Annotated in this window: 13 protein-coding genes and 1 tRNA gene; all 14 read right to left on the reverse strand. The window is 57.2% G+C overall.

Annotated features, from left to right (window positions below; genetic code table 11):
* Positions 1-133 (reverse strand): GTP-binding protein (locus IEX57_RS20950; protein ID WP_229709034.1); only part of this gene is annotated, 133 nt, incomplete at its 3' end.
* Between the two features lie 70 nt (positions 134-203).
* Entirely contained in the window at positions 204-2,303 is a 2,100-nt protein-coding gene (gene fusA / locus IEX57_RS20955; protein ID WP_188707260.1) for an elongation factor G, read from the reverse strand.
* 24 nt (positions 2,304-2,327) lie between these two features.
* Positions 2,328-2,798 (reverse strand): 30S ribosomal protein S7, encoded by a 471-nt coding sequence (gene rpsG, locus IEX57_RS20960; protein WP_184100459.1) that lies wholly within the window; start codon positions 2,796-2,798, stop codon positions 2,328-2,330.
* Positions 2,799-2,912: 114 nt separating this feature from the next.
* A complete protein-coding gene (rpsL, locus tag IEX57_RS20965) occupies positions 2,913-3,287 on the reverse strand; it encodes a 30S ribosomal protein S12 (RefSeq protein WP_184100461.1) in 375 nt (124 codons plus the stop codon).
* Positions 3,288-3,465: 178 nt separating this feature from the next.
* A complete protein-coding gene (rpoC, locus tag IEX57_RS20970) occupies positions 3,466-7,671 on the reverse strand; it encodes a DNA-directed RNA polymerase subunit beta' (protein ID WP_188707262.1) in 4,206 nt (1,401 codons plus the stop codon).
* 88 nt (positions 7,672-7,759) lie between these two features.
* On the reverse strand, positions 7,760-11,932 hold the full coding sequence (rpoB, locus tag IEX57_RS20975; protein WP_188707264.1) for a DNA-directed RNA polymerase subunit beta: 4,173 nt from the start codon (positions 11,930-11,932) through the stop codon (positions 7,760-7,762).
* 199 nt (positions 11,933-12,131) lie between these two features.
* Entirely contained in the window at positions 12,132-12,506 is a 375-nt protein-coding gene (rplL, locus tag IEX57_RS20980; RefSeq protein WP_229709178.1) for a 50S ribosomal protein L7/L12, read from the reverse strand.
* Between the two features lie 45 nt (positions 12,507-12,551).
* On the reverse strand, positions 12,552-13,085 hold the full coding sequence (rplJ, locus tag IEX57_RS20985) for a 50S ribosomal protein L10 (protein ID WP_188707266.1): 534 nt from the start codon (positions 13,083-13,085) through the stop codon (positions 12,552-12,554).
* Positions 13,086-13,317: 232 nt separating this feature from the next.
* Positions 13,318-14,013: a 50S ribosomal protein L1 gene (gene rplA, locus IEX57_RS20990; protein ID WP_188698801.1), complete on the reverse strand. Its 696-nt coding sequence runs from the start codon at positions 14,011-14,013 to the stop codon at positions 13,318-13,320.
* Position 14,014: 1 nt separating this feature from the next.
* Positions 14,015-14,446 carry a 50S ribosomal protein L11 gene (gene rplK, locus IEX57_RS20995; RefSeq protein WP_188707269.1) on the reverse strand — a complete coding sequence of 144 codons (432 nt, stop codon included), beginning with the start codon at positions 14,444-14,446 and terminating at the stop codon, positions 14,015-14,017.
* An 85-nt stretch (positions 14,447-14,531) separates the two neighbouring features.
* Positions 14,532-15,065 carry a transcription termination/antitermination protein NusG gene (nusG, locus tag IEX57_RS21000; protein WP_188698799.1) on the reverse strand — a complete coding sequence of 178 codons (534 nt, stop codon included), beginning with the start codon at positions 15,063-15,065 and terminating at the stop codon, positions 14,532-14,534.
* An 18-nt stretch (positions 15,066-15,083) separates the two neighbouring features.
* On the reverse strand, positions 15,084-15,458 hold the full coding sequence (gene secE, locus IEX57_RS21005) for a preprotein translocase subunit SecE (RefSeq protein ID WP_268238368.1): 375 nt from the start codon (positions 15,456-15,458) through the stop codon (positions 15,084-15,086).
* 50 nt (positions 15,459-15,508) lie between these two features.
* A tRNA-Trp gene (locus tag IEX57_RS21010) sits at positions 15,509-15,584 on the reverse strand.
* 53 nt (positions 15,585-15,637) lie between these two features.
* Positions 15,638-15,764: EF-Tu C-terminal domain-related protein (locus tag IEX57_RS21015; protein ID WP_505965937.1), on the reverse strand; the 127-nt coding region annotated here is incomplete at its 5' end.

Below are 15,764 nucleotides of genomic sequence, written 5' to 3' on the forward strand. Positions count from 1 at the left end.
TGGCTTCGCCACCGAACTTCTTGGACAGAATGGTGGTGATCGCTGCGGTCAGCGTGGTCTTGCCGTGGTCAACGTGACCGATGGTACCTACGTTGACGTGCGGCTTCGTACGCGTGAACTTTTCCTTTGCCATTTTTTAGCTTCCTTGAATTCTGGATTCTTCAGTAACAGCCCGGCGCATTGCGCCAGGCCATCAACAATAATTACTTCTTGTTCGCCATGATGGCGTCGGCCACGTGCTTCGGCGCTTGCGAGTAGTGCTTGAACTCCATGGAGTACGTTGCACGACCTTGCGACATCGAACGCAGTGTAGTCGAGTAGCCAAACATTTCGGACAGCGGAACTTCAACCTTGACCATCTTGCCGCCAGCCGGGTTGTCATCCATACCCTGGATGATACCGCGACGGGAGGACAGATCGCCCATGATGTCGCCCATGTATTCTTCCGGCGTCTCGATTTCCACGGCCATCATCGGCTCGAGGATAACCGGGTTAGCACGGCGCATGGCTTCCTTGAACGCAATCGAACCAGCCAGTTCGAAGGCGATCTGCGAGGAGTCAACATCGTGGTACGAACCGAAGGTCAGGCGCACAGTCACGTCAACCACCGGGAAGCCAGCCAGAATACCGGCCTTCAGCGTGTTCTGGATACCCTTGTCCACCGACGGGATGAATTCGCGGGGAATCACACCACCCTTGATTTCGTCGAAGAACTGGTAGCCCTTGCCTTCGCCGGACGGTTCCAGAGTGATCGTACAATCACCGAACTGACCCTTACCACCGGACTGCTTGGCGTGCTTACCTTGAACGTCCTTGACGGTTTGCGTCACGGTTTCGCGGTAGGCCACTTGCGGGGCACCGACGTTGGCTTCAACGCCGAATTCACGCTTCATGCGGTCAACCAGAATTTCCAGGTGCAGTTCGCCCATACCGGAAATGATGGTCTGGCCCGATTCTTCATCGGTACGCACGCGGAAAGACGGATCTTCCTTGGCCAGGCGGTTCAGGGCAACGCCCATCTTTTCCTGGTCAGCCTTGGTCTTCGGTTCAACGGCAACGTGAATCACCGGCTCCGGGAATTCCATACGCTCAAGAACGATCGGAGCATCGATGGCACACAGGGTTTCACCAGTGGTGACTTCCTTCAGGCCGATACCCGCGGCGATGTCGCCAGCGCGCACTTCGTCGATTTCCTTACGGTCGTTGGCGTGCATCTGCACGATACGGCCGATACGCTCTTTCTTGTCCTTGACCGAGTTCAGCACGGTGTCACCGGACTTCACCACGCCAGAGTAGACGCGGAAGAAGGTCAGCTGACCGACGTACGGATCGTTCATCAGCTTGAATGCCAGCGCGGAGAACGGCGCTTCGTCGGAAGCTTCACGCGTGGTCGGCTGCTCGCGATCGTCAGTACCACCCACCGGCGGGATGTCGACCGGGGACGGCAGGAACTCGATCACGGCGTCCAGCATGCGCTGCACACCCTTGTTCTTGAACGCGGTGCCACACAGCATCGGCTGGATTTCGCAAGCGATGGTGCGCTGACGAATAGCCTGAACGATTTCGGCCTCGGAGAGGTCGCCTTCTTCCAGGTACTTGTTCATCAGTTCTTCGGATGCTTCAGCAGCCGATTCAACCATCTTCTCACGCCATTCCTGAGCAGTTGCCTGCAGGTCTGCCGGGATGTCCTGGTACTCGAACTTCATGCCTTGCGAAGCATCGTCCCAGAAGATGGCCTGCATCTTCACCAGGTCGATCACGCCGACGAAGTTGTCTTCAGCACCGATAGGAATTACAACCGGAACCGGAGTCGCCTTCAGGCGGGTCTTCATTTGCTCGACGACGCGGAAGAAGTTGGCACCTTGACGGTCCATCTTGTTCACGAACGCCAGACGCGGCACTTTGTACTTGTTGGCCTGACGCCACACGGTTTCGGATTGGGGCTGAACGCCACCAACCGCGCAGTACACCATGCAAGCACCATCCAGAACACGCATGGAGCGCTCAACTTCAATCGTGAAGTCAACGTGCCCCGGGGTGTCGATGATGTTGAAGCGGTGTTCCTGGAACTGCATGCCCATACCTTTCCAGAAGGTCGTGGTAGCAGCCGAGGTAATGGTAATACCGCGCTCTTGTTCTTGTTCCATCCAGTCCATGGTGGCAGCGCCATCATGCACTTCACCGATCTTGTGGTTAACACCGGTGTAGAACAGGATACGTTCGGTCGTGGTGGTCTTGCCTGCATCAATGTGAGCGGAGATACCGATGTTACGGTAGCGCTCAATGGGGGTATTACGAGCCACGATGTTTTCCTTAAGCTTTTTGCATTAGAAGCGGTAGTGGGCGAAGGCCTTGTTGGCTTCGGCCATGCGGTGCACTTCATCACGCTTCTTCATCGCGCCGCCACGACCTTCGGCCGCATCGAGCAGCTCGCCAGCCAGACGCAGATCCATGGACTTCTCACCACGCTTGCGTGCCGCGTCACGGACCCAACGCATCGCCAATGCCAGACGACGGCTAGGGCGGACTTCGACAGGCACCTGGTAGTTAGCACCACCGACGCGACGGCTCTTCACCTCGACGATCGGTTTTGCATTGTTGATGGCGGTAGTGAACACCTCAATGGCGTTCTTGCCGGTCTTCTTCTCGATTTGTTCGAGCGCACCGTAAATGATGCCTTCAGCAACCGACTTCTTACCGTCGATCATTACAACGTTCATGAACTTGGTCAGTTCCTGCGAACCGAACTTGGGATCCGGCAACACTTCGCGTTTCGGAACTTCTCTACGTCTTGGCATGATATTACTTCCTTAATGTGACATTCAGTCGGGGAACCCAATCCCCACAGCCGCCCAACGGAGCAGCCACTTACTCGACGGCTTTTGTACTGTGTGCCGCCGACCACACAAACCTTACGCCTTCGGGCGCTTGGCACCGTACTTGGAGCGCGACTGCTTACGATCTTTCACGCCAGCAGTATCCAGGGAACCGCGCACGGTGTGGTAACGCACACCCGGCAAATCCTTGACACGACCACCACGGATCAGAACAACGCTGTGCTCTTGCAGGTTGTGGCCTTCACCGCCGATGTACGAAATGACTTCGAAACCGTTGGTAAGACGTACCTTGCAAACTTTACGCAGCGCGGAGTTCGGCTTTTTCGGAGTGGTGGTGTACACGCGAGTGCACACACCACGCTTTTGAGGGCAGGATTCAAGAGCGGGAACCTTGCTCTTGATCACTTCCTTCTCGCGGCCCTTGCGGACCAGCTGATTGATTGTTGGCATTGTTAAAACTTCCTTGAGTTTACATCCCCTTGCGGGGCCTTTTTCTGGCTGCCCGACCCAAAATCGGACCACCAAATGAAGCTAGCGACGCTCCAGATAGCCAGAGCGTCGCCAGGAAAGACCAAGATTTTAAGAAAATCAAGTCTTTGTCGTCAAGTGTTTGCTTGACGATGAACGGTTACAGCGCGTCGCTGGAACCTGCAGTGGCAAATGCGGCCTCTGCTGCAGCCAGCTCTGCCGACGGTTCCGAAGATGCCTGGGCAGCCGCCGGACGCTTGCGCGAGCGGTGGTAAGCCAGACCGGTACCGGCCGGAATCAGACGGCCCACGATCACGTTTTCCTTCAGACCACGCAGATCGTCGATCTTGCCCATGATGGCGGCTTCGGTCAGGACACGCGTGGTTTCCTGGAACGAAGCGGCCGAGATGAACGAGTCGGTCGACAGCGACGCCTTCGTGATACCCAGCAGAATGTTGTCGTACGTTGCCGGCTGCTTGCCGTCCTTGATCATCTGGTCGTTGATCGTCAGCACTTCAGCGCGTTCGATCTGTTCACCCAGGATCAGGCCGGTATCGCCTGCGGCCGAAACCACAACACGACGCAGCATCTGACGCACGATCACTTCGATGTGCTTGTCGTTAATCTTCACACCCTGCAGTCGGTACACTTCCTGCACTTCTTGCACGATGTAGCGCGACAGGGCTTCGATACCCTGCAGACGCAGGATATCGTGCGGATCGATCGAGCCGTCAACGATGGTTTCACCGCGGTTCACAACCTGACCGTCGTGGACCATCACGTGCTTGTCCTTCGGGATCAGGTACTCGTGTGCCAGACCTTCCAGATCAGTGATGATCAGACGTTGCTTGCCCTTGGTGTCCTTACCGAACGACACGGTACCGGTCACTTCGGCCAGCATACCGGCGTCCTTCGGCGAACGCGCTTCAAACAGTTCAGCCACACGCGGCAGACCACCGGTAATGTCGCGGGTCTTCACGGTTTCTTGCGGAATACGCGCAATCACCTCACCCACGCCCACAACCTGGCCGTCCTTCACGGTAATGATCGAGCCCACCTGGAAGGTGATGGTCACCGGAGTATCGGTGCCAGCCAGCTTCACGTCATGGCCTTGCTCGTCCATCAGGCGAACCATCGGGCGCACGCCCTTGGTCGAACCAGCCTTGCGCTTCGGATCGATCACGACAAGGGTCGACAGACCAGTCACATCGTCCACTTGCTTGACGACGGTGGTGCCTTCTTCGACGTTGTCGAAACGAACCTGACCTGCGTACTCGGTAATAACCGGACGGGTGTGCGGGTCCCACGTGCCCAGCACGGTACCGGCCTTGACGGCTTCGCCATCCTTGACCAGCAACGTCGCGCCGTACGGCACCTTGTGACGTTCACGCTCACGACCGGAATCATCCAGCACCAGCACTTCGGCGGAACGGGCCATCACCAGTTGTTCGCCCTTGGTGTTGGTCACATAACGCATGTTCGCGCTATAGGCGATCTTGCCGTTGGACTTGGTTTCAACCTGGCTTGCAGCTGCAGCACGAGACGCGGCACCACCGATGTGGAACGTACGCATGGTCAGCTGGGTACCCGGCTCACCGATCGACTGCGCGGCAATCACGCCGACCGCTTCACCGGTGTTGACGCGGTAACCGCGGCCCAGATCACGGCCGTAACATGCGGCGCACAGACCATAGCGGGTTTCGCAAGTCAGCGGCGTACGGACCTTCACTTCGTCCACACCCAGGTTATCGATCAGATCAACCTGATCTTCGCCCAGCAGCGTACCGGCTTCGATCGCGGTTTCTTGCGTCGCCGGATCAACCACATCAGTCGCAACTACACGACCCAGAATACGATCACGCAGCGCTTCGATCACGTCACCGCCCTGCACCACCGCCTTCATGGTCACGCCGTTCTTGGTGCCGCAATCGTCTTCGGTCACCACCAGATCCTGCGTCACGTCAACCAGACGACGGGTCAGATAACCGGAGTTAGCGGTCTTCAACGCGGTATCGGCCAGACCCTTACGAGCGCCGTGAGTCGAGTTGAAGTACTGCAGAACGGTCAGGCCTTCGCGGAAGTTGGTGGTAATCGGCGTCTCGATAATCGAGCCGTCCGGCTTGGCCATCAGGCCCCGCATACCAGCCAGCTGGCGAATCTGTGCTGCGGAACCCCGCGCACCAGAGTCAGCCATCATGTACAGGGAGTTGAACGATTCCTGATCAACTTCCTTGCCTTCGGCGTTAACAACCTTTTCCTTGCCCAGCTGGTCCATCATCGCCTTGGCGATCTGGTCACCGGCACGACCCCAGATATCGACTACCTTGTTGTAGCGTTCGCCTTGCGTCACGAGACCGGAGCTGTATTGCTGCTCGATTTCCTTGACTTCGGCGTTGGCGGAAGCCAGCAGCTCGATCTTCTTGGCCGGGATCAGCATGTCGTCCACGCAGATGGACACGCCACCGCGGGTCGAGTACGCAAAACCGGTGTACATCAGCTGGTCAGCAAACACGACGGTGTCTTTCAGACCGCAACGACGGAACGATGCGTTGATCAGACGACCGATTTCTTTCTTCTTCAGCGACTTGTTGATGTAGCTGAAGTCCAGACCCTTGGGCAGGATTTCCGACAGGATGGCACGGCCGACGGTGGTATCACGACGCACCATCTTGTGTTGCCATTCGCCGTTTTCGTCCTTGAACCATTCTTTCAGACGCACGGAAATGCGGGTCTGCAGGGTCACGAACTTGTTTTCGTAAGCGCGCTGGGCTTCCTTCACATCGATGAAGGACATGCCTTCACCCTTGCCGTTGATCGCTTCGCGGGTCATGTAGTACAGACCCAGCACGATATCCTGGGACGGCACAATGATCGGCTCGCCGTTGGCAGGCGAAAGCACGTTGTTGGAGGCCAGCATCAGGGTGCGGGCTTCCATCTGCGCTTCCAGCGACAGCGGAACGTGAACAGCCATCTGGTCACCGTCGAAGTCGGCGTTGAATGCCGCACAAACCAGCGGATGCAGCTGGATTGCCTTGCCTTCGATCAGCACCGGCTCAAACGCCTGGATACCCAGACGGTGCAGCGTCGGCGCACGGTTCAGCAGAATCGGATGTTCGCGGATGACATCTTCCAGGATGTCCCACACCACCGCTTCTTGCGATTCAACCATCTTCTTGGCGGCCTTGATGGTGGTCGCCAGACCCATCACTTCAAGGCGATGGAAGATGAAGGGCTTGAACAGTTCCAGCGCCATCAGTTTCGGCAGGCCGCACTGATGCAGACGCAGGTATGGGCCCACGGTAATCACGGAACGGCCGGAGTAGTCAACGCGCTTACCCAGCAAGTTCTGACGGAAACGACCGCCCTTACCCTTGATCATGTCGGCCAGCGACTTGAGCGGACGCTTGTTGGCGCCGGTCATGGCCTTGCCGCGACGACCGTTGTCCAGCAGCGAGTCAACCGACTCTTGCAGCATGCGCTTTTCGTTGCGCACGATGATATCCGGTGCGCGCAGTTCCAGCAGACGCTTCAGACGGTTGTTCCGGTTGATGACGCGACGATACAGATCGTTCAGGTCAGACGTAGCGAAACGACCACCATCCAGCGGCACCAGCGGACGCAGTTCCGGCGGCAGCACCGGCAGCACTTCCAGCACCATCCAGTCCGGCTTGATGCCCGACTTGTGGAAGGCTTCCAGCACCTTCAGGCGCTTGGCGATCTTCTTGATCTTGGTTTCGGAGCTGGTGGATTCGAGCTCGGCACGCAGGGTGGCGATTTCGTTCTCAGCGTCCAGATTGCGCAAGAGTTCACGGATACCTTCCGCGCCCATCAGGGCCACGAATTCGTCACCGTACTCTTCAACCTTGTCGAAGTAGTCTTCTTCGGTCAGCAGTTGACCGCGCTGCAGCGGGGTCATGCCCGGCTCAGTCACGATGAATGCTTCGAAGTACAGCACGCGTTCGATATCACGCAGGGCGATATCCAGCACCATACCCAGACGCGACGGCAGGCTCTTCAGGAACCAGATGTGCGCAACAGGGCTGGCCAGCTCGATGTGGCCCATACGCTCGCGGCGAACCTTGGACAGCGTGACTTCAACGCCGCACTTTTCGCAGATGACGCCGCGGTGCTTCAGACGCTTGTACTTGCCGCACAAGCATTCGTAATCCTTGATCGGCCCGAAAATACGGGCGCAGAACAAACCATCACGTTCCGGCTTGAACGTACGGTAGTTGATGGTTTCCGGCTTCTTCACTTCGCCATACGACCAGGAACGGATTTTCTCCGGCGACGCCAGACCAATCTTGATCGCGTCAAATTCTTCATCCTGGGTGACTTGCTTGAAGAGTTCGAGTAAGCCTTTCATCTCTGTCTTTCTCCTGTGAGGGTGAGGAAGTCAGGTGTGAGGTACCTGCTCGCATAACGCGGCGGGCACCCCTCACACCTCACATGGTTCAGTTCGTTTCCAGATCGATATCGATACCCAGCGAGCGGATTTCCTTCACCAGCACGTTGAAGGATTCCGGCATGCCGGCGTCGATGCGATGGTCGCCCTTGACGATGTTTTCGTAGACCTTGGTACGGCCATTCACGTCATCGGACTTCACGGTCAGCATTTCCTGCAGGGTGTATGCCGCGCCGTATGCTTCCAGCGCCCACACTTCCATTTCACCGAAACGCTGGCCACCGAACTGGGCTTTACCACCCAGCGGCTGTTGCGTCACCAGCGAGTACGGACCGGTCGAACGCGCGTGCATCTTGTCGTCAACCAGGTGGTGCAGCTTCAGGTAATGCATCACGCCCACAGACACCTTGCGCTCGAACGGCTCGCCAGTGCGGCCATCAAACAGTTGCATCTGGGTCTTGGTGGCGTTGAAGTTCAACAGACCAGTACGAGCATCTTCGTCCGGGTAAGCCAGATCCAGCATCTTGTGGATTTCGGCTTCCTTGGCACCATCAAACACCGGGCTTGCAAACACCATACCGCGGCGCAGACCACCTGCCAGACGCAGGACTTCGTGGTCCGACAGGTTGGCGATGTCTTCTTGCTTGCCTGTGGTGTTGTAGATCTTGTCCAGGTAGTCACGCACTTCAGCCACCTGACGCTGCTCACGCAACATGGCGTCGATACGTTGACCAATCCCCTTGGCAGCCCAGCCCAGGTGAACTTCCAGAATCTGGCCAATGTTCATCCGGGACGGCACGCCCAGCGGGTTCAGCACGATATCAACCGGGCTGCCATCGGCCATGTACGGCAGATCTTCCACCGGCAGGATCTTGGAAACCACACCCTTGTTACCGTGACGACCGGCCATCTTGTCACCCGGTTGCAGGCGACGCTTCACAGCCACGTACACCTTGACCATCTTGATCACGCCCGGCGGCAGTTCGTCGCCTTGGGTGAGTTTGCGCTTCTTGTCTTCAAAGCGCAGGTCAAAGTCGGCCTTCATCTGGGCCACGAGATCCTTCATGGATTCCAGCTGGCGTGCAGCTTCTTCGTCGGCCAGACGGATGTCGAACCAGTCTTGACGCGGGGTCAGATCAGCCAGGTATTCCTTGGTGATTTCTGCGCCCTTGGCCAGCTTTTTCGGACCGCCATTCACAACCTTACCGACAATCATGCGCTCGATACGTTCGAACAAGTCGTTCTCAACGATACGCAGTTGATCGTTCAGGTCGGTACGGTAGCGACGCAGTTGCTCGTCAATGATGGACTGGGCGCGCTTGTCGCGCTCCACGCCTTCACGGGTGAACACTTGCACGTCGATCACGGTACCGGTCATGCCGGACGGCACGCGCAGCGAGGTGTCCTTCACATCGGACGCCTTCTCGCCGAAGATCGCGCGCAGCAGCTTTTCTTCCGGCGTCAGCTGGGTTTCACCCTTCGGTGTCACCTTGCCGACCAGCACGTCGCCAGCTTCAACCTCGGCGCCGATGTAGACCACGCCGGATTCATCCAGACGGCCCAGCATGCGCTCGGACAGGTTGGAGATATCGCGGGTGATTTCTTCCGGACCCAGCTTGGTGTCACGCGCCATCACCGACAGTTCTTCGATGTGGATCGAGGTGTAGCGATCGTCTGCCACCACCTTTTCGGAGATCAAGATCGAATCTTCGAAGTTGTAGCCGTTCCACGGCATGAACGCGATGGTCATGTTCTGACCCAGCGCCATTTCGCCCAGGTCGGTCGATGCACCGTCAGCAATCACGTCGCCACGGGCGATACGATCGCCACGTTCGACCACCGGACGCTGGTTGATGTTCGTGTTCTGGTTGGAACGGGTGAACTTGGTCAGGTTGTAGATATCTACACCGGTTTCGCCAGCCGGGGTTTCGTCATCGTTCACACGGATAACGATACGGTTGGCATCGACGTAATCAACCACACCGCCACGCAGCGCGGCCACGGCCGTGCCCGAGTCAACGGCGCAGGTACGTTCAATACCGGTACCGACCATCGGCTTTTCAGCGCGCAGGCAAGGTACGGCCTGACGTTGCATGTTCGAACCCATCAACGCACGGTTCGCATCATCGTGTTCCAGGAACGGAATCAGCGAAGCAGCAACGGACACGATCTGGCTCGGGGCCACGTCCATGTACTGCACGCGATCCGGCGTGGCGATGATGGTTTCACCGTGTTCACGGCAAGTCACCATGTCGTCGATCAGCGTACCGGCAGCGTCCAGCTCGGCATTGGCCTGAGCAATGACGTACTTGCCTTCTTCAATCGCGGACAGGTATTCGATCTGGTCGGTGACCTTGCTGTCGATCACTTTGCGATACGGCGTTTCGAGGAAGCCGTATTCGTTGGTGCGCGCATAGCAGGACAGCGAGTTGATCAGACCGATGTTCGGGCCTTCCGGCGTTTCAATCGGGCAAACACGACCGTAGTGGGTCGGGTGCACGTCACGGACTTCAAAGCCGGCGCGCTCACGGGTCAGACCGCCCGGGCCCAGTGCGGAAACACGACGCTTGTGCGTGATTTCCGACAGCGGGTTGGTTTGGTCCATAAACTGCGACAGCTGGGACGAACCGAAGAATTCCTTGATCGCGGCCGAAACAGGCTTGGCATTGATCAGGTCGTGCGGCATCAGGTTGTCGGATTCAGCTTGCGACAGGCGTTCTTTCACAGCGCGCTCAACACGCACCAGACCTGCACGGAACTGGTTCTCGGCCAGTTCGCCTACCGAACGGACACGACGGTTACCCAAGTGATCGATGTCATCGACTTCGCCGCGGCCATTACGCAGTTCGATCAGGATGCCGATCACGGCAATGATGTCGTCCACGGACAGCGTGCCGGTGCCTTCCAGACCTTGCGGGCCGACGCGCTCGTAGAAGCGGCGTTGCCAGCCCGGTGCCTTCTCTTCCAGACGATCCGGATAAGCGCGACGGTTGAACTTCATGCGACCCACGGCCGACAGGTCGTAACGGTCTTCAGTGAAGAACAGGCCCTTGAACAGCGCTTCAACCGCGTCTTCGGTCGGCGGTTCGCCCGGACGCATCATGCGGTAGATAGCAACCTTGGCAGCGTACTGGTCAGCCACGTCATCGTTACGCAGGCTGGCAGAAATGTATGCGCCTTGATCCAGGTCGTTGATGTACAGCACGCGCACTTCCGGCACGCCAGCCTGGTCAAACTTGATCACGGTTTCTTCAGTGATCTCTTCGTTGCCACGCAGGATGATTTCGCCGGTCTCCGGGTGCACCACATTGTGGGCAGCCACGCGACCGATCAGGAAGTCGACAGGCACAGGCAGACGCTTCAGACCAGCGGTCTGAATGTCACGAATGCTCTTGGCGGTAATGCGCTTGTCTTTCTGGACCAGCACCTTGCCGTCGTCAGCGACGATATCGAACTTGGCGACTTCACCCTTCAGGCGTTCCGGCACCAGTTCCATGAACAGACCGTCCTTGCCCATCTGGAAGGTGTCGGTGTCATAGAAGGCTTCCAGCATTTGTTCCGGGCTGTAGCCCAGTGCCTTGAGCAGGATGGAAACCGGCATCTTGCGACGACGGTCGATACGGAAGAACAGCAGGTCCTTCGGATCGAATTCGAAGTCCAGCCAGGAACCGCGGTAAGGAATGATACGGGCCGAGAACAGGAGCTTGCCCGAAGAATGGGTCTTGCCCTTGTCGTGTTCAAAGAACACGCCCGGAGAGCGGTGGAGCTGCGATACGATCACGCGCTCGGTACCGTTGATGACGAACGAACCGTTACGGGTCATCAGCGGGATTTCACCGAAGTAAACGTCCTGCTCCTTGACTTCCTTCACGGTCGGCTTGGCCGCTTCGCGATCCATGATCACGAGGCGTACACGCGCACGCAAAGGCGCAGCAAACGTGATACCACGCTGCTGACATTCAATCACGTCAAACGGCGGCTCGCCCAGCACGTAGTGAACGAACTCGAGGCGCGCATTCTCGTTGTGAGACACAATCGGGAAGATGGAGGTAAACGCCGCCTGAAGGCCGACAACAGTACGGTCGGCAATCGCAGAACCCAGCTGCAGAAACTCGTTATACGAGTTGATCTGGGTTGCCAGCAAAAACGGCACATCAAGAACGTTCGCGCGCTTTGCAAAGCTCTTACGAATGCGTTTCTTCTCAGTGAACGAGTAATTCATACTCACAAGCTCTCCATGGAGTAAGGCGCAGAAGACAAACCGCAAATCGCAGTCCGGGACTGCGGAAAAACGGTCTGGGGTTTATCCACTGCGTCACACTACCTTCTCAGGTAGTTATCAACAGCTAACAACACGAATGCAACAAACGCAAAAGGGCAGACGGATTCCTCCGCCTGCCTTTCTTACATCGACTGGCCGCTTACTTCACGTCAGCAGTAGCGCCGGCTTCAACCAGCTTCTTCTGGATGGCTTCGGCATCAGCCTTGGCAACCGCTTCCTTAACAGCCTTCGGAGCGCCGTCAACCAGGTCTTTAGCTTCCTTCAGACCCAGGCCGGTCACTTCACGAACAACCTTGATCACCGCAACCTTGTTGGCGCCAGCGCCGGTCAGGATAACGTCGAACTCGGTCTTTTCTTCAGCAGCAGCAGCGCCGCCGCCAGCAGCAGGGCCAGCAACAGCAACAGCAGCGGCGGAAACGCCGAACTTTTCTTCGAATGCCTTGACCAGGTCATTCAGTTCCATCACGGTCAAGCCAGCAACGGCTTCGAGGATATCTTCTTTGGACAGTGCCATTTGGTAAAACTCCTGAAATACTTTAATTGATCTGAATCGAGCGGGTTAAACAGCTTCGGCCGGAGCTTCTTCTGTAGCAGGTGCGGCTTCGCCACCACCTTGCTTTTCTGCCAGAGCGGCCAGGGCGCGGGCAAAGCCAGCAACCGGTGCCTTCATGACATACAGCAGCTTCGACAGCAGTTCTTCGCGGCTCGGGATCGATGCGAGTGCGGCTACGCCGGCAGCATCCAGAACCTTGCCATCATAAGAACCGGCCTTGATGACGATCTTGTCGTCTTTCTTGGCGAAGTCGTTCAACACCTTGGCTGCAGCAACCGGGTCTTCGGAAATACCGTAAACCAGCGGGCCGACCATGTGGTCAGCCAGACCGGCAAACGGTGTACCTTCAACCGCGCGGCGTGCCAGCGTGTTCTTCAGAACACGCAGGAAAACGCCAGACTCACGAGCCTGCTTGCGCAGGAGAGTCATGCTGGCAACCTCGATCCCGCGATACTCGGCAACGACGAGTGTCTGAGCCTTGGCAACTTCTGCCGAGATCTCAGCAACGACGGCCTTCTTGTCTTCGAGATTGAGACTCAAGGTCTACCTCCATTTGCTATGAACAGGTGCGCTTTGGGCACACCTCCAATCAAACGGCGACCAGTCCATCAGGAGCCCGCCCCGGAGGGGACGGAAAAACCATGACTTTTTGGGACCACCGTCTGCGCAGGATAAAGACCTGTTACAGCCAGCCTTTCATTAAGCAACTTGCGTCGCACCTGCGGTCTTTGACATTCCCGGCCGGAACGAGTCCGGCCGGGCCCAAAGTTAATTACGCAACCAGCGAAGCGGTATCAACGCGAACGCCGACACCCATCGTGCTGGAAACGGCCAGCTTCTTCAGGTAAACACCCTTGGCAGCAGCCGGTTTTGCTTTTTGCAGTGCGTCGACCAGCGCGTCCAGGTTGGCGCGCAGATCAGCAGCTTCGAACGATGCACGACCGATGGTGGCGTGAACGATACCAGCCTTGTCGGTACGGTACTGAACCTGACCGGCCTTGGCGTTCTTCACAGCCTCGGCAACGTTCGGGGTCACAGTGCCAACCTTCGGGTTCGGCATCAGGCCACGCGGGCCCAGGATCTGGCCCAGCTGACCGACGATACGCATCGCATCCGGGGAAGCGATCACGACGTCGAAGTCCATGTTGCCAGCCTTGATGGATTCAGCCAGATCTTCGAAACCAACGATCTCGGCACCAGCAGCCTTGGCGGCTTCAGCATTGGCACCCTGGGTGAACACAGCAACGCGAACGGACTTACCGGTACCCTTGGGCAGCACGACGGAACCACGAACAACCTGGTCCGACTTGCGTGCATCGATACCCAGGTTCACGGCGATATCGATCGACTCGTTGAACTTGGCGGTAGCAGCACCCTTGACCAGCGCAATGGCTTCATCAACGGCGTAAAACTTGTTGCGATCAACACTGGCCTTCAGGGCCGCGAGGCGCTTGGAAATCTTTGCCATATTACAGACCCTCCACTTCCAGACCCATGGAACGGGCGGAACCAGCCAGAATGCGAACGGCAGCATCCATATTGGCAGCAGTCAGGTCAGCCTGCTTGGTCTTGACGATTTCTTCGAGCTGAGCGCGAGTTACCTTGCCTACCTTGTCGGTATGGGGCTTCGGCGAACCCTTGGTAATGCCGGCAGCCTTCTTCAGCAGAATGGTTGCGGGCGGGCTCTTCATCACGAAGGTGAAGGACTTGTCTGCAAAAGCAGTGATCACAACCGGAATCGGCAGACCCGGCTCAATGCCTTGAGTCTGGGCGTTGAACGCCTTGCAGAATTCCATGATGTTCAGACCGCGCTGACCAAGAGCCGGGCCGATAGGAGGCGACGGATTGGCTTTACCAGCGGGCACTTGCAGCTTGATATAGCCGACAATTTTCTTTGCCACAGTATTTCTCCAAAATGGGTCTAACGCGGATTACTCCGCTCCCCGAAAACACCTTGCGGTGCAACTACTGCAGATTGATCCGGCCTTAGACCTTTTCAACCTGCCCAAAATCAACATCAACCGGCGTTGCGCGACCAAAAATCAACACGGAGACCTTGAGACGACTCTTGTCGTAATCAATATCTTCAACGGTTGCATTGAAGTCTGCGAACGGACCATCGGTCACACGCAGCACTTCGCCCACTTCAAACAGAATCTTGGGCTTGGGCTTCTCAACACCTTCCTGCATCTGATGCAGGATTGCTTCGACTTCGCGCTGCGAAATCGGAGCCGGGCGGTTACCGGAACCACCCACAAAACCGGTCACCTTCGGCGTCGACTTCACCAGATGCCAGGTTTCATCGGTCATATCCATTTCAACAAGCACATAGCCCGGAAAGAACTTGCGTTCTGTCAGGGCTTTGCGGCCGTCTTTCACTTCCATGACTTCTTCGACCGGCACCAGAATCTGGCCGAACATGTGCTGTACGCCAGCACGCTCAATGCGCTCTTTCAGCGCCTTCTGGACACTCTTTTCAAAGCCGGAATAGGCGTGAACCACATACCAACGCATTGCCATACAAATACCTCGCGGTTGTTATTTACGCCCAAGGATCAGATCGTAGAACACCCACGCCAGACCCGAGTCCACTGCCCACATGAAAATCGCGAGCACGCCTACAAACGCGAAAACAATCCCGGTCACTTGCCAGGTCTCTTTACGAGTCGGCCAGACCACTTTCTGGGCTTCTTTGATCGAATCACGCGCGTAGTCGACAAAATCGCGACCAGGCTGCGAGAACCAGACCGTTGCAGCAGCCAGCAACAAGCCGGCAATCACTGCAAGAACACGCAAGGCACCCTGATTGGCAGGCACAAGGTAGAAACCGGCCACACCGATAGCCACCAAAGCGACAGCAGCCGTTACTTTTAGTTTATCGACGCTTTCCATGAGTCTGCTTATCTGGATCACAAAATAAAATAGAGCCGTTCCCCACTGGAAACGGCCCCAAAACTAAACCGTGGCAGGCGAGGAGGGTTTCGAACCCCCAACCCCCGGTTTTGGAGACCGGTGCTCTACCAATTGAGCTACTCGCCTACAGGGAGAGGGCGGGATTATATACCACCTTCCCCTAATTGTGAAGCCCGTTGTTACTCAACGATCTTGGCAACAACGCCGGCGCCAACAGTACGGCCACCTTCACGGATGGCGAAGCGCAGACCTTGTTCCATGGCGATCGGGGCGATCAGGGCAACAGTGATGGTCACATTGTCGCCC

Origin of the sequence: Silvimonas iriomotensis, from assembly GCF_014645535.1 — a bacterium.
In the GTDB taxonomy this organism is placed as follows: Bacteria; Pseudomonadota; Gammaproteobacteria; order Burkholderiales; family Chitinibacteraceae; genus Silvimonas; species Silvimonas iriomotensis.